Source organism: Neptunicella marina (assembly GCF_014270035.1).
GTDB lineage: Bacteria > Pseudomonadota > Gammaproteobacteria > Enterobacterales > Alteromonadaceae > Neptunicella > Neptunicella marina.
On record NZ_JACNEP010000008.1, the window covers coordinates 76,553 to 94,052 of the forward strand.

At 45.0% G+C, this 17,500-nt stretch carries 14 protein-coding genes; 7 read left to right on the plus strand and 7 right to left on the minus strand.

All coding sequences use genetic code 11. The features are described 5' to 3' along the window. Positions 1-112 precede the first annotated feature (112 nt). Positions 113-889 carry a transcriptional repressor AgaR gene (gene agaR / locus H8B19_RS11660; protein WP_186507065.1) on the plus strand — a complete coding sequence of 259 codons (777 nt, stop codon included), beginning with the start codon at positions 113-115 and terminating at the stop codon, positions 887-889. An 8-nt stretch (positions 890-897) separates the two neighbouring features. Here the strand turns inward: agaR and H8B19_RS11665 are convergent, their stop codons facing one another. From H8B19_RS11665 to H8B19_RS11680, 4 genes are all read right to left on the minus strand, one after another. Continuing rightward, complete coding sequence (locus tag H8B19_RS11665) at positions 898-1,554, minus strand: HAD family hydrolase (protein WP_186507066.1); 657 nt, start codon at positions 1,552-1,554, stop codon at positions 898-900. A gap of 142 nt (positions 1,555-1,696) precedes the next feature. Next, positions 1,697-2,437, minus strand: coding sequence for a ferredoxin--NADP reductase (locus tag H8B19_RS11670; RefSeq protein ID WP_186507067.1), 741 nt, complete (start codon positions 2,435-2,437; stop codon positions 1,697-1,699). Between the two features lie 48 nt (positions 2,438-2,485). After that, positions 2,486-3,643 carry a diguanylate cyclase gene (locus tag H8B19_RS19245; protein WP_186507068.1) on the minus strand — a complete coding sequence of 386 codons (1,158 nt, stop codon included), beginning with the start codon at positions 3,641-3,643 and terminating at the stop codon, positions 2,486-2,488. Between the two features lie 83 nt (positions 3,644-3,726). After that, a complete protein-coding gene (locus H8B19_RS11680; protein ID WP_186507069.1) occupies positions 3,727-6,642 on the minus strand; it encodes an EAL domain-containing protein in 2,916 nt (971 codons plus the stop codon). Positions 6,643-6,901: 259 nt separating this feature from the next. Here H8B19_RS11680 and H8B19_RS11685 point away from each other — a divergent pair, with 259 nt between their 5' ends. From H8B19_RS11685 to H8B19_RS11695, 3 genes are all read left to right on the plus strand, one after another. Continuing rightward, positions 6,902-8,332, plus strand: coding sequence for a protein adenylyltransferase SelO (locus tag H8B19_RS11685; protein WP_186507070.1), 1,431 nt, complete (start codon positions 6,902-6,904; stop codon positions 8,330-8,332). A gap of 91 nt (positions 8,333-8,423) precedes the next feature. Further along, positions 8,424-8,729 carry a c-type cytochrome gene (locus H8B19_RS11690; RefSeq protein WP_186507071.1) on the plus strand — a complete coding sequence of 102 codons (306 nt, stop codon included), beginning with the start codon at positions 8,424-8,426 and terminating at the stop codon, positions 8,727-8,729. A gap of 65 nt (positions 8,730-8,794) precedes the next feature. Further along, complete coding sequence (locus tag H8B19_RS11695) at positions 8,795-9,076, plus strand: hypothetical protein (protein WP_186507072.1); 282 nt, start codon at positions 8,795-8,797, stop codon at positions 9,074-9,076. Here the strand turns inward: H8B19_RS11695 and recQ are convergent. Next, entirely contained in the window at positions 9,073-10,893 is a 1,821-nt protein-coding gene (recQ, locus tag H8B19_RS11700) for a DNA helicase RecQ (protein ID WP_194362712.1), read from the minus strand. The genes H8B19_RS11695 and recQ overlap by 4 nt on opposite strands. Positions 10,894-10,974: 81 nt before the next feature. Between recQ and H8B19_RS11705 the strand changes: the two genes are divergently transcribed. The 3 genes from H8B19_RS11705 (at position 10,975) to H8B19_RS11715 (ending at position 13,963) form a co-directional block, all read left to right on the plus strand. Beyond that, complete coding sequence (locus tag H8B19_RS11705; RefSeq protein WP_186507073.1) at positions 10,975-11,457, plus strand: thioesterase family protein; 483 nt, start codon at positions 10,975-10,977, stop codon at positions 11,455-11,457. Between the two features lie 160 nt (positions 11,458-11,617). Next, positions 11,618-12,532: an EamA family transporter RarD gene (rarD, locus tag H8B19_RS11710; RefSeq protein WP_186507074.1), complete on the plus strand. Its 915-nt coding sequence runs from the start codon at positions 11,618-11,620 to the stop codon at positions 12,530-12,532. An 81-nt stretch (positions 12,533-12,613) separates the two neighbouring features. Further along, positions 12,614-13,963: a DEAD/DEAH box helicase gene (locus H8B19_RS11715; RefSeq protein WP_186507075.1), complete on the plus strand. Its 1,350-nt coding sequence runs from the start codon at positions 12,614-12,616 to the stop codon at positions 13,961-13,963. Here H8B19_RS11715 and H8B19_RS11720 read toward each other — a convergent pair. After that, positions 13,960-15,198, minus strand: coding sequence for a GGDEF domain-containing response regulator (locus tag H8B19_RS11720; RefSeq protein ID WP_186507076.1), 1,239 nt, complete (start codon positions 15,196-15,198; stop codon positions 13,960-13,962). The two genes, H8B19_RS11715 and H8B19_RS11720, sit on opposite strands and share 4 nt — an antisense overlap. 90 nt (positions 15,199-15,288) lie before the next feature. After that, positions 15,289-17,457 carry a DNA helicase II gene (uvrD, locus tag H8B19_RS11725; RefSeq protein WP_186507077.1) on the minus strand — a complete coding sequence of 723 codons (2,169 nt, stop codon included), beginning with the start codon at positions 17,455-17,457 and terminating at the stop codon, positions 15,289-15,291. Between the last annotated feature and the right edge of the window lie 43 nt (positions 17,458-17,500).

The following is a 17,500-nucleotide window of genomic DNA, read 5'->3' on the forward strand; positions in this document are numbered from 1 at the left end:
GATTTGTTAAAAATAACAATTGTTTAGTAAATGAAAGTCGAAATTGTTTCTAAGTTTCGATCTGATTAAAATAACCGTAACTGCTATACAAACTGAAAGTTAAAGGAATTCAATGCGCGATACCAGTCATAGACGTGAGCAAATAGCTCGAATGCTGAAAGAAAATGGAAGTGTACAGGTATCCACTCTTACGGGCATGTACGATGTGACGGGTGTGACCATTCGTAAAGACCTGCACTTTCTGGAAAAGCAGGGAATCGCTACCCGTTCTTATGGTGGTGCTATCCTCAACGATAAAAGTCTGTTTGAAACCGAAACTACCTTCGACCGTAAACAAGTGCTGCACGTTGAAGAAAAATGCAATATTGGCAAAGCCGCCGCCGAGTTAATCAAAGATGGTGATTCAATCATCCTCGACTCGGGTTCCACTACATTGCAATTAGCGTCACATCTGCATACTGCTAAAGACATTACGGTTGTCACTAACAGTTTTAATATTGTTGAGCAGCTGATGGGTTATGAGCAGCTTGATGTTATTTTGCTTGGTGGCACATTACGTCGCAAAAGCCAGTCTTTCTTTGGCACAGGTGCACATAATATTCTCAGAGATTTACACGTTGATAAGCTGTTTTTGGGGGTGGATGGTTTTCATATGCAGCAGGGCATTACCACGCATTTTGAAGCAGAAGCCCAGCTTAATCGTCTGATGTGTAAGGTTGCCAGCGAAGTGATTGTGGTAACCGATTCTTCCAAGTTTGGCCATGTGTGTTTGCACAAAATTCTGGAGCCGATGAACGTTAGCCGGATTGTGACCGATAATAATATTCCACAGGATTATTATGAAGGGCTGAGACGTTTAGGCATCGAAATTACCCTGGTTGACGCCTGATATTCTGATTATCTGAAAATTTGGTATGCATCATCAAAACTGCTCAGAATATGCTGGCATTGTCCGGCTAATTCTGGGCTTACCGGCAAAGTGTCTGGTATTGCGACGGTATAACAGCCTGCTGCGATAGCCGCCTCTATACCCGGATTAGAATCTTCAAAAACAACAGTTCGCTTTGGATCAACCGAGAGTTGTTTGCACGCCAGTAAATAACAATCCGCTGCAGGTTTGGGGTTTTTCACATCTTCCACTGTAATCATGGTATCGAAATAGCGGGCAAAATCTGTGCGCTGAAAGCTCAGCATGGTTGATTCTTTACCTGCTGATGTGACCAGACCTAACGGGATATTCAGCTGTTTGGCAAAGTCGAAAAACTGACTGAAACCGGCTTTTTGCGGAAGTCCTTTGGCTTTGGCGTCATTTATATAAGCGCGGTTATATTTGATAAAATCCTGCATTGGAAAATCTGCACCAAAGCGGCGATGTGCCATCCTGTAACATTCATCGGTCGGCACACCGATAAATTCGTGAAACATCTCTGGCGTAAATTCGACATTAAAACGTTTTGCGGTTTCTACCCATGCTTCACAACTCAATGCTTCACTGTCAAATATAGTGCCGTCTTTATCAAATAATATCGCGTCAAACTGAATGTGATTTTGCATGCATAGTTCCCCTGTTTCAGTAGGGAAAATTTATCATAAAAACAATAAGTTGTACGACTAATATACAGTCACTCCCTGGAATAACTTAGACGATAAATTACGGCATGCTGTCGCATAATTATGCCGTAAACGTCAGTACTGATTACCAGTATTGCTCTACGGTAATCTGACCCGGTTGACGTCTTAGGTTTTTTGTCAGTCCCATCGATTCAAGCAAGGTTTTACATTCTTTAATCATGTCCGGATTACCACACATCATAACCTGGCTGTGTTTATCAATCGTGTGGTTAGCGGCTTTTTGTAATTCGTTTTGCTGAATTAATTGCGGAATACGGCCGTTTAATCCTTGTTCATAAGCTTCGCGGCTGACGACAGGGATATAACGTAGTTGTGCCGGGTGTTGTTGTTGCATTGACTCAATCAATGCCTGATAACTCAAATCTGCACTAAATCTGGCGGCATGCACCAGCACAATATGTTTGAAGCGTTGCCACGGCGCGTCTGTACCCAGAATCGATAGAAAAGGACCAATGCCGGTACCCGTTGATAATAACCACAAACATTCACCATCAGGCACTTCCTCCAAAGTAAAAAAGCCGGTCGCAGGTGATGACACCTGCACTGAATCACCTGGTTGCAGGGCTGCCAGCTTTGGCGATAACAAGCCATCGGCCACATTGGTTAAATAAAACTCTGCATAGCTGGTGTTAGGTGGATTCACCAGTGAGTAGGCACGTTGAATACGTTTATCGTTTATATCCAGCCCGAGTTTAACAAACTGACCAGCAATAAAATTCTGCGGTGGCAATTCTACTTTGAGGCTGAATAAATTATCAGTCCAAAAGTGATTACTTAATACTGTTGCTTGTTGCCAGTTTGCCATCTTAATCTCCGGTGATTGGTTCCGATGAGTGTTTAAATTCCTCGACTGTTAATATTGATCAGGGGTGACTACCCGGTTGCGACCACTCAGGTTTGCCTGATATAACGCGTGTTCAGCACGGGACAGTAACTTGTTGTAATGGTATTCGTGACGACTGGAAACCACGCCAAAACTGGCGGTAAATCGTATTTCCTGTCCTCTGTCAGTTAAACAAATTTGTCCGGTTGATAAGCGTAATCGTTCTGCCATATGTAAAGCGCCGTCGTCCGAGGTGTTTGGCATTAACAGGATAAACTCCTCGCCACCAATACGGCCAATGTAGTCGCCGGTGCGTAAGTTGGTCGCCAGCGTGTTGGCAAAGGTGCGCAATACCATGTCACCCACATGATGGCCGTATTGTTCATTGATGGAATGCAGATTATCAATATTGGTCAGGATCAGGCTGATCCACTGTTCGCTGCGCTGGCAATGTGCCATCAGTTTTTCGGCAGTTTGCTCAATACCATTGAGATTAAGCGTGCCTGTTAACGGATCTGTGATGGATAACTCACTGTTACGGCGCGCCAGATCTGCCACCACTATCATCAGAATACCAATACCAATTGCGGTGTAATCTACCGGCAAAAACATAAAGGAAATGAAGTCCAGATATTGTTTTAGTTCGGTACTCTGAGTCAGGTGTTGCTGAATCGTCAGGTATGCACGACTGGCGTGAATAAGCACTGAGATTTGCATAATCAGCGCCATGGCTTTATCTGAGGCAGATATTCCGCCTTTGCGTCTCAACAATACAATAACGCCCAACTGTAGACACAAGGATACAAAAATAGGGCTTATTGCCATTCGCAGCCCGTTACTGCTGAATATAGATGAGAAATACACCATAAAATTCAACGCGACAAAGGCTGCTATAACAAACCAGATCATATGCACTGAACGTTCGGCACGTACCACAAAACCATATACTACGCAGGACACGGATATCATAGTAACCATGGTATCCATCAGCCAGAACAGGGCTTCGGAAGAAAATAGCGAAATAGGAATCAGGTTAACCAGCCAGCCGATACCACCAAAAATAAAGCCGGTTCCCCAGAATAATATATGGCGATGCTGGTCACATTTTTGCCAGATATGTAGCATGACCCAGCCAAATATAAAGTAGATAAGGCCCTGAGAAACAACAATATATAAAAGCGGAGACACAGTTATTTCCTGTAATTATTGTGCTGGCACCACTATATCGAATCCATGCCGTCAGGCAAAGTCATGTGAGGGATACAAGTTGTTTATACAAGTGAGGTTAGTAAATTATTCAGGGGCTGAGGTTTGGAAAGCGCATATCCCTGTGCGTAATCGACGCCCAGCTTGCCCAGTTCCACCATAATGTCTTTTGATTCAACAAATTCTGCAATAGTCTGAATGTTTAGTGTATTGGATATATCCTGAATCGAACGCACCATGGCACTATCGACAGCGTCGATCAGAATATCTTTAATCAATCCGCCATCGATTTTTACAAAGTTCACTGCCAGATTTTTTAACGTATTGTAAGATGAAAATTCATTACCAAAATCATCCAGAGCAAATTTGCAACCCAGATTGGCAAAGGTTTTAATGAATTTGCGGGTTTCATCCAGATGGGTGACGGCATCGGTTTCTGAGAGCTCAAAACAGATTTTATGATGTGGTATTTGATACTGTTCAAAGGCATTTAACAGGAACAGTTTTAGTTCGTTATCCGCGATCGAGAATCCACTGATATTGATATGGCATAAACTCAGTGATTCCAGTTGTTGTGGATGTTGATTTAGCCATTCAAAATAGTTTTTGACTACCCAGGCATCAATCATCGCCATCAGATTATGTCGCTCAGCAGAGGGTAAAAATGATGACGGACTAATCAAGTTGTCCTGCAAGTCTGATTTCATGCGTAACAGAATTTCGTATTGCGCCGGAGAATCAGTCGATTTTAGCGGGTGATAAGGTTGAAAATACAGCTCAAATGTATCTTTTTCCAATGCCTGATTTAACATAGTTAACCAGTTTTGATCGGTTTGAAAATGGGTCACTTCCTCACCTTCATCGCTGTATTGATGAATTTGATTACGCCCTTTTTGTTTTGCACTATCACAGGCAGAGCTGGCTTTGCTGAGTAACTTTTGCTGGGTATCCCCGATAAGATTGCTGGAGGCGATACCTATACTTAAACCCAAATCAAAACGGCGTTTTTCCCACATAAAGCGAAACTGATTACCAACCGATTGCAGTTGCTCAGCAATTTTCAGTGAATCCGATGCCAGCTCACCTTCAAGTAATACCGCAAATTGATCGTTATTTAAACGCGCCAGTAATGCTCTGGAACTAATGGCCTGATGCAGACGATGAGATAATTGGCGTAGCAGAATATTGGCTGCTTCGTAACCGCAACTTTCGTTAACCCGGGCAAAATCGTTGATGGCAATAATTAACAAACACAGTCCGCTCTGGTTTTGACGGCTGTATTGCATCGCATGTTGCAAACGACGATCAAATTCACGGTGGTTGTATATACCCGTTATCGGATCATGGCTGGCTAAATAAGCCATGCTTAAGTGATTATGTTTGCGCTCGGTAATATCCGTTATTGAGCCATACATCAGGCTTTCACCTTCATCCTGCTTAATCTGAACAGAAGTGGAAAACCAGAATTCCGTACCGTCGCGTTTGCTACCCTGTACTTCCTTATTAATCACAAAGCCGTGCTGATGCAGCTCTTTTAATAGTTTTTGTCTGTCTTCCTGATTGCGGTACAAATGCTCGGTGGTTTTTACTTCACTCAACATTTGTTGAGGGGACTCATAACCAAACAGTTGCACTAATGCCGGATTGACGTTTAGTAGCTGTCCATCCTGTGACGACACGTATAACCCGTCGACCGTGTGTTGCACCAGATCATAAAACTGCTTTAAATCTTCGATAACCTGAGTTTGTTCGGAGTAAAGGCTCAGGCGCGCTTGTTGCTCTGCCGCATCATTGGCAAAGGCGATAAACAACCCACCCAGTAATACCAGTAGCAGCATGATGTGATTGATATGGTTATCCACAATAATGCCATTAAGGAACAGGCTACTTTGACCAATGCTGACAAAACAAATAAGCAGCCAGCCACAGATAAATAAACGTGGTGCCAGCTTGTTGCCCTGACGTACCGCATTAAATGTCAGCCACAGCTGGATCACTAAAATGGCGGAAGAAATACTGGTGGCAAACACCAGTTGCCAGTATGCGTTTAAAATAAAGCTAACCAACAATAATCCGCTACAAAGCGCATAAGCGGCATAACGCCAGTAAGCAGCTACCGGTTGCAAAACAGAGTGAGATACTTTGACCAGACACAACAGAGTAAAGGCCAGCAAGCCGCTGGTAAATGAGGATAAGTAAGGAACTAAGCCCAGCCATTGGGTGAGCAATCCCTGCAGATTGATTAATAATAACCAGGCACCCAGACAACTGGCAGAAAACCAGAAACGTACCGGACTGCGGCGTAATACGTAGGCCACCATAAAATAGGCAGACAGTATCAATAACGCACCACTGATAAATCCGGTTATCAGTTTATTCAGTAATTGATTTTTAGCCCATTGCTCAGCCGATACTAAAGATAGCGGCAGTACCATAGGTCCGTCGTCTACCAGCTTAAAATACAGGGTCAACTGCTCATGGGGCTGAAAGCTCACCGGTAGCGAAAACTGACCATTTTGCAGTGGATGTAACTCATCAACCCGATCTGTACCGGTAAAATGTGATGAACGGATACGTGATTTGCTGTCCATCAGGTACCAGTCGAGTTTATTTACACCGGGGTTAGCCATAACAATATAGGCATCAATCGTTTGGGCTGCGGCATTATTGATAACTAACTTGCCCCATAATGCCTGCTGGTCTTCAAGGGGGGATATATTATCCGGCGAATGCCACATTGAAGAGGAGACTGCATGTGATAATTGCAGGTTGTCACCGATGCGCATCACACTTACATGTGTATACAAGTTAAGCTGTTTGGTAGACGCATCAATTGATACTGACGCGGCCGTATATGAAGTGTAAAAACACATCAGGCCTAACCAGAATAATTGAATTAAACGTCTTAACTGCAACCTCAAATTGTAACGCTCCTGTTTGTGATAGGGTGTGCATTCTATCTGGCGCTGTGTGTGCGCCATATTTGCCAATGACTAAGTGTGCTAAACAGCACTATGCAATCTGACACATCACACCCTACACCCGACTCGAATAATCAGCAAAAAATATAGCATAAGTGTTTAACTATTATTATAGGGCTTTTGTATTAGCATCAATGGGTTAACTAGCAGGTTATAATCTCATACAAACCAGCAAAAACTCTTGTTTCAAAGCTGATATAGTAGTGTTAATTGCTTGAGTAACTCTCCCATTACAAAGTGGGAAAATGATAGGTTCGTTATGTCCCCCAAATTTGAGTACAGCTATGCTGATCTTGGCGATGACTTTTTCCAGTCTGTTGTGCCTGAGAAAGTTTCTTCTCCCCAGCTACTGTTATGGAACGTACCTTTAGCTGAAGAATTGTGTCTACAAAGCGATATCACTCAGCACGCAGCGCAATATTTTAGTGGTAATAAACTGATTAGTGGATGTCAGCCGGTGGCGCTGGCTTACGCCGGACATCAGTTTGGTCATTTTAATCCACAATTAGGCGATGGACGCGCACATTTGCTGGGTGAACTGCTGGACTCGCACCACCGCCGTTGGGATATACAACTTAAAGGTTCGGGGGCTACGCCGTTCTCAAGGCGAGGTGATGGGCGTTGTGCGTTAGGGCCCGCCATTCGTGAATATATTATGAGTGAGGCCATGTATGCCCTGGGTGTACCAACCAGCCGAAGTTTGGCTGTGGTCGCAACAGGTGACACGGTATTTCGCCAACAACCTGAGCCGGGCGCAGTCGTTACCCGGGTTGCGAGTAGTCATATTCGAGTGGGGACATTTGAATATTTCGCCGCGCGTAAAAATGCCGACGCGTTAACTAAATTACTGGATTACAGTATTGAGCGTCACTTTCCGCATATTGAAAAAAGCCCGGAAGCATTCTTAAACGCTGTTATGCATAAACAAATAGAACTGATAGTAGCCTGGTTGCGGGTTGGATTTATTCATGGCGTGATGAATACCGACAATACTGCTATTAGTGGTGAGACGATTGATTTTGGCCCTTGCGCAATGATGGGGGTTTACCATCCAGGTACCGTATACAGTTCTATCGACAGTGAAGGTCGTTATGCCTATGGGCGCCAGCCGCAAATTGCACACTGGAATCTGGCACGGCTGGCGGAATCCCTGATTCCGCTGACTGATAAAGATGAAAAAAGGGCGGTCGAAAAATTAACTGAGGTATTGAATCAGTTTTCAGATGTATTCTCATTTAAGTACCGACAAATGCTGATGCAAAAAACAGGGTTGCAACAGATCACAGAGCAGAATGTACAGCTGGTTGAGAAATTGCTGGATATCATGACCGAACATGAGCTGGATTACACGCGCACCTTCAATCAATTGACCCGACTGGCAGATAAAAAAATAACGGTAACAGCATTACCTGTAGCCTTACATGAATGGGCAGCAGAATGGTTACAGCAGATAGATACAGATCGCACTACAGCTGTGGATCAGATGCAACAGGCCAATCCGGTAGTGATCCCGCGTAATCATCATGTAGAAGCGGTATTGCAACACAGTATTGATACGCGGGATATGCAGGCGGTTCATGACTTTTTAGACGCATTAATAACGCCTTACACGCAAAAAACTACCACTGAAAAATATCAGGACAGTCCGGCGGATGGCGATAAACACTACCAAACATTCTGTGGAACCTGATTTTTCAGCTACATTGATGTTAGTCAATGCACTTTTATTGTGCAGATGGCACTATGATTTTAATTAATGTTTTTATGCGCAGGAGAAAAAAATGAAAAAGTTAGTGGGTGTAGCCGTGTTAGCTGTAACTAGCTTTGGGGTATCTGCCGGTGATATTGAAGCAGGTAAGGCTAAATCTGCCGTGTGTGCAGCTTGTCATGGACCAGCCGGTGTATCCATGATCCCAACCTACCCAAATCTGGCGGGGCAAAAAGAAGCTTATTTAGCCAAGCAGCTTAAAGATTTTCGTGATGGTGTACGTAAGGATCCCGTAATGTCAGGCATGGCAGCCCCGTTAAGTGACGATGATATTGCTAATCTGGCTGCTTATTTTGCAAGTTTGGAGCCGGGCAAATAAGTATCGTTAAACTTGGTCTGATTGAACAAGATGTAAAACAACGACAGGCACTGGAGCTACTACTTGTGACTACAGGTGGCTTCAGTGTTAAATCTTTTGGCAGCATATCGAAATCAGCACAACAGTCTGTTCCGCACATGGATTTATTACTTATTTCACAATCGTTATTTTGGTCTCAGTTGTCCGGGCTTAAGCAACATGCGAACTTACCGATTGTTATCTATGATGTAGTCAGGCCACGTGAATGTCAGGGTATGAATGTGATTGGCCAAATTAAACGCGGCATTGTCTTACAGAGTTTGCCGCAACAGTTATTAGAGCTGTATCAGCAAAAAACACTCTCTTAGCCATACAAGTGTTTTTGAATGGCGGCTAAGAAACGCTCGCCATAGCGTTCCAATTTAGTATGGCCTACCCCGTTAATGTCCAAAAATTCGCCTTGATTCTCTGGCACTTGTTCGGCCATTTCCGCTAACGATACATCACTGAATACCACGTAAGGCGGAACCTGATCTTCTTCGGCAATTTTCTTGCGTAAGTGTTTAAGCTTGGCAAATAGCTCTCTGTCGTAATAGCGTTTACCCAGTACATTGTCGCTTTTCACCTTAAGGCTCAGGCGCGGCACGGCAAGCGTAATTGGCTGTTTGCCACTTAGTACCGTTCTGGCCGCTTCTGTCAGTTTCAGAATGGCATTCTGGGTGATATCCACCCGAATTAATCCCTGATGGATCAGTTGATTAATCAAATTGTGCCAGTATGCATCAGACTGATCGCGGCCAATGCCAAAGGTACTCAGTTTATGATGTTCATTTTTAACAATCACATCCAGCATGTTGCCGCGTAATACATCAATCACATACTGACTGACATAATGTTGATTTAACCTGTATATACAGGAAAGGATTTTTTGTGCTTCAACACTGCCGTCAAAACGTCTGGGTGGGTCGAGACAAATATCGCAGTTACCGCAGGTATGTGCATTGTATTCAGCAAAATAATTGAGCAATACCTGACGACGACAGGTTTGGGACTCAGCAAACGCATGCATGGCCGCAAAGCGCTGAAGTTCAACCGCCTGACGTTCAGGGTTGTCATTCATGCTGATCCACTTTTGAATACGTGCCGCATCTTTTTCATCAAATAACAACAGGGCTTCAGCCGCTTGCCCGTCACGTCCGGCGCGACCGGTTTCCTGATAATAAGCCTCTATCGTACGTGGTAAATCAAAGTGCACCACAAAACGCACATTGGGTTTATTGATGCCCATACCAAAGGCAACGGTTGCGATAATCACATCCACGTTATCGCGAATAAAATCCTGCTGAACCTGATCACGCAGCATGGCATCCATTCCCGCGTGATAACCGCGACAATTAACCCCGGCTTTGCGTAATTCATCGGTCAGTTCATCTACCTTCCTGCGACTCCCGCAGTAGATAATGCCGGAGCCATCCTGCTGTGAAAGATAATCTTTAAGTTGTTTAACTGGCTGATATTTGGTGAGTTGATTGTAGCGAATATTGGGGCGATCAAAGCTGCCCTGATAGACAAAAGGTTGTTGTAAGTCGAGCTGTACCAGAATATCGCGGCGAGTGGCTAAATCGGCGGTTGCGGTTAAACCCATTACCGGTACATGCGGAAATTGCTGTTTAAGCACACCTAACTGACAATAGTCCTGACGAAAATCATGACCCCAGTGAGATACGCAGTGGGCTTCATCGACGGCAAACAGGCTTACATCAAGTTGTTGCAAACGATAGATAAAATCCGGTTGTAGTAATCTTTCTGGTGCCAGATATAACAGTTTTATTTGCCTGTCGTGCAGTTGTTTATAGGTATCCTGAATTTGCTGACCCGGCATATTACCCGTGATATAAGCAGCCGCAATTCCGGTGGCACGCAAGGCATCGACCTGATCTTTCATTAATGAAATAAGCGGTGAGACCACCACAGTTAATCCGGGCAGTAAAAGTGCAGGGATTTGATAACACAACGATTTACCGCCACCGGTTGGCATTAATACCAGTGTATCCTGTCCAGCCATGACTGCATCAATCGCTTCCTGTTGCCCTGCGCGAAACGCGTGGTAACCAAAAACCTGCTTAAGCTGGTTTAGTGCGGGATTGGCATCAGTATTAATGGTGTTATTCTCAGCGATGGACAAAACGGGTAAATTATCAACTATGGCTAAAGTAAGGTTACTGTCACTTGTTCAAACGGCATTAAACCAATTAAGGAAAATACAATGAGCAGTAAAGAATCTGACACGATTCTATCACCAGATGAATTGGCAAACTATGTGGCGGACGTATTTCGTGAGCATATGCCGTTTAATCGTTTAATTGGTATGCAGGTGAGTCAGTTTAATCAGCAGGGAGTGGAAATACGCCTGCCATGGCATGACGGACTGATGGGCAATCCCATCCAAAAAATTCTGCATGGCGGGGTGACTGCGGCTGTGCTGGATACCGTTGGTGGTTTGATGGCGATTATCGAAGCGGTGCGCCATATGCCACAAGTTACGCTGGATGAGTTTAAAAAACGTATTTCCAGAATGAGTACCATAGATATGCGCGTGGATTATTTGTTGCCGGGTAAAGGGGACGAGTTTATTGCCACCGCCAGAGTGATTCGTAAGGGCGCAAGAGTGGCCGTTTGCCGTATGGAACTACACAACACCGATGGTGATCATATAGCTTTTGGTACTGCTACTTATATGATTAGTTAAAGGATATAGGACACGAGTCTAACTTGTTGAATTAACGTAAAAACCAGTACAAGTAGCTTGACGGTTTTATAACCAGTGAAAGGGTTAATTTTTTGAGTTAAATCCTGCCGGTGTGTATCATTGACACCTGTTTCCTCTTACACCTTTCTGGTGGCATTAAATGCAAGATAATTCAGCCAAAGCCGGCATTCTGATGGCGATCGCCGCTTACAGCATGTGGGGATTTGCTCCCATGTATTTCAAGTTGATTCAGGCTGTTCCAGCAGTGGAAATCCTGATGCACCGTATTATCTGGTCAGTGGTAGTTTTGGCGGCGCTGGTGGTAGTTATGGGGCATAAAGATCGGGTTAGAGCCGCACTTAAAAGCCCCAAAGTGCTAAAAATACTGCTGATTTCAGGGCTATTGCTGGCGGGTAACTGGCTGTTATTTATCTGGGCCATTAATTCAAATCATTTGCTCGACGCCAGTTTGGGTTATTACATCAACCCGTTGCTCAACGTTTTGCTCGGCTATTTGTTTTTAGGGGAGCGGTTACGCCGCAATCAGCAAATTGCCGTAGCTATTGCACTGGTTGGAGTGAGTTATCTGGTGATTTCTTACGGTCAGCTTCCGTGGATTGCACTCGTGCTGGCCGGTAGTTTTGGTGTATACGGTTTATTGCGCAAACAAGTGGCGGTGGATTCGTTACCTGGCTTATTTATCGAAACCTGCATGATGACCCCCTTTGCCATTGCTTATTGGATTTGGTTTGCCGGTTCTACCAGTAACTTTGCTGAAAATACCGTGTCGCATGATGTTTTGTTGGCGTGTGCAGGTATTGTGACTACCGCGCCGTTATTGTGTTTTACCGCAGCGGCCAAACGTTTGATGTATTCAACCTTAGGATTCTTCCAGTATATCGGCCCCAGCATCATGTTTTTGTTAGCGGTGTTTGTATATGACGAAGGTTTGCAAATGGATCGATTGATTACCTTTGGTTTTGTCTGGACTGCATTAGCGTTATTCAGTTACGACTCTTATGCTCAGTTTCGTCAGAAACGTAAATTGCAACGCGCAGCGCTGGCAGCTGAATAAAATATAGCCTGTTTAAGGGTGTTGCTGTATGCTGCGCCCCCTTTTGCTTCTTCACCTGACCTTTAAATAAGTAAATATACCATGTCTTTTGAGTCTCTTGGGCTGTCTGCCCCTATTTTACGCGCGGTTAAACAGCAAGGGTATGATACCCCATCGCCTATTCAGCAACAGGCTATTCCGGCTGTTCTGGCCGGACGCGATCTTATGGCTGCCGCACAAACCGGCACGGGGAAAACCGCAGGTTTTACCTTACCTGTTTTGCATTTATTAGCAGAGGGACACAAAGCACGGGCCAATCAGGTGCGTTGTTTAATCTTAACGCCGACCCGTGAACTCGCGGCCCAGGTCGCAGAAAATGTGACTAACTACGGGCAGTTCACCGGATTAAACAGTGAAGTGGTGTTTGGCGGTGTCAAAATTAATCCACAAATGATGCGGTTGCGCAGAGGTGCGGATATTCTGGTGGCAACACCGGGGCGCTTGTTAGATTTATACCAACAAAATGCAGTACGTTTTGATCATCTTGAAGTGTTGGTGCTGGATGAAGCGGACCGCATGTTAGACATGGGTTTTTTCCGCGACATCAAAAAAATTCTGCAGATATTGCCAGCAAAACGCCAGAACTTACTGTTCTCGGCCACCTTTTCCAATGAGATCCGTGATTTAGCCAAGGGTTTGTTAAACAATCCTTTGGAAGTTTCTGTTGCACCAGCCAACAGCACCGCAGAGTCAGTTGAGCAATGGGTTTATCCGGTGGATAAAAGTCAAAAATCACCGTTATTGACTCACCTAATCACGGACGGTAACTGGCAACAGGTTTTGGTGTTTACCCGCACCAAACACGGTGCCAACCGACTGGTGAAACAGCTTTTAGCCAAAGGCATCAGTGCGGCTGCCATTCATGGTAATAAAAGTCAGGGCGCACGCACAAAAGCGCTGGCAGACTTTAAGCAAAATGATGTACGTATTTTGGTGGCCACCGATATTGCCGCTCGCGGACTGGATATCGATAAACTACCTTATGTTATCAATTACGATTTGCCGCATGTGTCCGAGGATTATGTGCACCGAATTGGCCGAACAGGGCGTGCCGGTGCCTGTGGACAGGCGTTATCTTTGGTGACCGCAGATGATTTTGATAATTTAAAAGGCATCGAAAATTTAATTGGCAAACTAATTGAACGGAAACAGGTGAGAGGTTTTGAGCCGCAGCAAGTGTTACCGGCGTCTAAACTGAGTGACAAAGTTAAAAAACCAAAGAAACCGAAAAAGCCTAAGCAAAAATCACAGAATGATGGTGAGAGAACTCAGCCTAAGCCGCAAAATAATAATAACAGTGCCAGAAAAGGTGCTGAGCAAACTCAGGCGACTGCCAAAAAACGCCGTCGTTTCAGACCACGTAAGCCGAATGGTGCTAACAACAACCCTTAGCCACAAACCAGCTGGTTACGGCCAGCTTCCTTGGCCTGATACAGTAAAGCATCGGCTCGGCTCAGCATATCGGTCACCGAACCATTAAACTGATCCGTAAGCCCGATACTGATGGTGCAGGACAATTGATTACCCGCAAAAGGAATACTGAGTGATTCCACCTGCATACGGAACTGCTCAATCAGATCTTTTGCCTGTTCAATCGTTATTTGTGGCAGGTAAACACAGAACTCTTCGCCTCCCATTCGTGCAGGAATATAAGCGGCAAAGTGTCCAATAATAAGGTTGGCGATGGTTTTCAGCACCATATCGCCGGCATCATGGCCGTAGGTATCGTTAATATTCTTAAAGTAATCGATATCCATTAACGCTATGCAGGCAGGTTCATTCGATTGCTGGGCGTGGTTCTCGGTTTTCTGAAAGAAATATCTGCGGTTAAACAGGCCTGTCAGGTAATCACTGTTAGCGGCACGATGCAGTGCTTCAATATTCTCTATGTATTCGATGTTCTGCATTACCCGGCAGAAAAATTCTTCCAGATAAAACGGCCTGGTTAAATAGTCATTAGCGCCACTTTTAATAAAGTTAGCCGACTGTTTACGGTGATCACGATCCGACAAACCAATAATGCACAGTTCTTCTTTACTGTAGCGCACACGCATTTCATCAACCAGTTCCATGCCTGAAGCGTCGGGTAAGTCATTGGTGGTAATCAGTAAACGAATATCTTTATGTTGCGCCAGTTGGTTGCGTGCATCCTCGGCAGTACTGGCTGCATAAGTGACAAAGTTATGCCGTTGTAATAAAGCCAGTGTTTTATTGCGTTGCTGGCGGGAGCCTTCTGCCACCAAAATACCAATCTGTTTGTTTTTTTGCAGGCGAACTAACAGGCGCGACAAATACTCATAAAACTGATTATTGCCCTTAGTGAAATAATCAACGATGGGTTTACTCACGATAATTTCACGGGTTTCTTCGTCTTCACGCCCCGTAACCACTATGGTGGGGATATAAGATTCGATGGTGAAATCGATTGATTCACCCATTGGAGCATCGGGCAAATGAAAATCAACAATGGCACACAAAAACGATTCTGGCATATCCTGATCAAACAGGTGCCTGGCCTGAAACAGGCTGGATGCACACACGGCCTCATAACCGGCTTTTTCAACCACGCGTTGTAAAACCCGTGTGATCGTAGTGCTGTCTTCAATAACCAGAACTTTGGTTGGCATAACTACTTGTTTTAAAAATTATTTATAAGTTAATGATTTTGACAATCATGCGCGCTTTTAGTGCAAAGTTAAATATTTGTTTTTGCTCTGCTATAGCGGGGTTAAACGTGCATAAGCCACAACCAGCCATTTAGTGCCGGCGTCGCTGAAATTAACCTGCACGCGGGCGTGGTCACCGTTACCTTCGTAACTTAACACTGTACCTTCGCCAAATTTAGGATGCAGCACAGCCTGCCCCAACTGGAAACCGGTGGATTCAAACGCGGAATGTGAGGTTGCCGGGCTAAAGCGATTTTGTACCGGGCGGCTTACCGTGGTGCGTAAGCGTACTTCCTCAACACATTCAGACGGGATTTCGCGCACAAAACGTGAAGGGGTATGGTATTTATCTTGTCCATACAGGCGGCGACTTTCTGCATAAGTAATGGTGAGCTTTTGCATGGCGCGGGTCATGCCCACGTAACACAGGCGACGTTCTTCTTCCATGCGCCCCGGTTCTTCGTTGGTCATCTGACTGGGGAACATACCTTCTTCTACGCCTGCCAAAAATACCTGAGGAAATTCAAGACCTTTAGCAGTATGAATCGTCATCATCTGAACCGCATCCTGATGAGATTCAGCCTGATTTTCGCCTGCTTCTAAGGAGGCATGGGCCAAAAACGCAGCCAGTAGCGTCATGTTTTCCGCTTCATCCGGCATTTCAAACTGTTCACAGGCGGTAATTAACTGATCAAGGTTATCCAGTCGGTTCTGCGCTTTTTCACCTTTTTCAGCCTGATACATAGCACGAATACCTGAGGCTTTAATCACGTAATCGGCCTGTTGTTCCAGTGTCATTTCTTCAGTTGCCTGCTGTAACGACTGGATCAGTTCTACAAAGCTGGTGAGCGTGGTGGCCGCACGGCCAGTCAGTTGTTTATTTTGTAATAAACGGTTGGTGGTTTGCCACAAAGTTTGTTCGCTGTTTCTGGCTTGTTCACGTAAGCCAAGCAGGGTTTTTTCACCAATGCCACGAGCCGGGGTATTGACCACACGCTCAAAAGCCGCATCGTCCAGCGGTTGTGAAATCATGCGTAAATAACCCATGGCATCTTTTACTTCCTGACGCTCGAAGAAACGCGTACCACCGTAAATACGGTATGCCATGCCCTGATGTAACATGGCTTCTTCCAGTACCCGGGACTGGGCGTTATTACGGTATAAAATGGCGCAATCGCTTAAGGCGCCACCTGTGTCATTCCATTGTTTAATTTGCGCGACAATAAAACGCGCTTCATCCAGTTCGTTAAATCCGGCATATAAAGAAATTGGTTCACCTTCACTGCCTTCGGTCCAAAGTTCTTTACCTAAACGACCCTGATTATTTTCGATAACGCAGTTGGCGGCTTTGAGAATAGTGCTGGTTGAGCGGTAGTTTTGCTCAAGACGAATGGTGGTAGCACCCTGGTAGTCACGCAAAAAGTGCTGAATATTTTCCACATTCGCGCCGCGCCAGCCATAAATCGATTGATCATCGTCGCCCACTATCATCATGTTATTCTTTGGGTGGGATAATAAGCGCAGCCAGGCATACTGGATGTTGTTGGTATCCTGAAATTCGTCCACCAACACCGCACGAAAGCGTTGCTGATAATGCTGCAAAATGTGCGGATTGTTGGCCCATAGTTCATAAGCGCGTAGCAATAATTCAGCAAAATCGACTAAACCGGAACGGTCACAGGTTTGCTGGTAAGCCTGATAAATATCACGCATTTTGCCCTGCTGATAATCGCCATGAGTATCAATATGTTGCGGACGTAACCCTTCGTCTTTATTGCTGTTGATATACCACTGCACATGTTTAGGCGCCCAGTGTTTTTCATCGAGATTAAGCGCCTTAAGTACCCGCCGGATAAGGCGGTATTGATCGTCCGAATCGAGGATTTGAAAACTGTCGGGTAACCCGGCATCAGTATGATGCCGGCGCAGTAACTGATGAGCGATACCGTGGAAGGTGCCCATCCATAATCCCTGTAATTGGGTGCCCATCAGTTTTTCAATGCGCCCTCGCATTTCGCGGGCTGCTTTGTTGGTAAAGGTTACCGCTAAAATCCCAAACGGGCTGATACCTTCTACTTCCATCAACCAGGCAATACGATGCACCAATACGCGGGTTTTACCGCTGCCGGCTCCGGCCAGTACCAGCATGTCTTTTGCCGGTGCGGCAACCGCTTCGCGCTGCTTTTCATTAAGTTGATCGAGTAAAGAGGTTACATCCATAGTGCAATGCCCAAAATTGCCGGGAAATGATTAGTCGCGAGTA